This window comes from Mycobacterium sp. E3305 (assembly GCF_001666785.1).
Classification (GTDB): domain Bacteria; phylum Actinomycetota; class Actinomycetes; order Mycobacteriales; family Mycobacteriaceae; genus Mycobacterium.
The window spans coordinates 1-658 of the sequence record NZ_LZJA01000160.1 but is presented as its reverse complement, the minus strand read 5'-3'; the positions used below and the strand labels follow the sequence as shown (position 1 = coordinate 658).

1 protein-coding gene and 1 pseudogene are annotated in these 658 nt (G+C 70.7%); both read right to left on the bottom strand.

Annotation, left to right across the window (positions count from 1 at the left end; translation table 11 throughout):
• Positions 1-151 precede the first annotated feature (151 nt).
• Positions 152-577 (bottom strand): molybdenum cofactor biosynthesis protein MoaE, encoded by a 426-nt coding sequence (locus A5701_RS15085; protein ID WP_067754920.1) that lies wholly within the window; start codon positions 575-577, stop codon positions 152-154.
• Positions 574-658 (bottom strand): annotated as a pseudogene (locus A5701_RS15080) (MogA/MoaB family molybdenum cofactor biosynthesis protein); the annotation flags it as partial. The gene A5701_RS15085 and the pseudogene A5701_RS15080, both read right to left, overlap by 4 nt.

Here is a 658-nt window from a genome sequence, read left to right as displayed (position 1 = left end):
TGGCGTGCGGGACGGCCTGGGCGTGCTCGACGACGCGCTCGACGCGATCGCCCAGCCGGCCCCGGCCACCTGAGTCCCGCCCGTAAGACTGCCCGGCACGCCTCGGACGTTTTTCGCTTCGGGGCGTGCCGGCACTCCAATCGCTACGGCGTTAGGCCGAGCCCACCCATTCTTCGGTCCCATCGTCGAAGAACTGGTGCTTCCATACCGGTAGCCGCGCCTTGATCTCGTCGACCAGCTGCGCACAGGTGGCGAACGCCGCGTGACGGTGGTCCGCCGCCACCGCCGCCACCAGCGCCGCCTCCCCGATGCGCAGCACCCCGATCCGGTGGCTGGCCGCGACCGCGCGCACCCCGGTCGACTGGTCCGCGACGTCGGAGACCACCTTGGCCAACACCTCTTCGGCCGACGGATGCGCGGAGTACTCCAGCCGCACCACCCGCCGTCCGCCGTCGTGGTCGCGAATCATGCCGACGAAGCCGACGACAGCCCCCGCCGACTGATGGGCCACGAGCTCTTCGTGCTCGGCCAGGAAGATCGGGTGATCGGTCATGGCCGCACGGACGACCAGCGTCATCGCTGGTGGTCTCCGCCGGCGAGTTGATCGAGCGCGTGATCGAGCACGTCGTCGAGCACGCCCAGGCCGTCCCGCACGCCA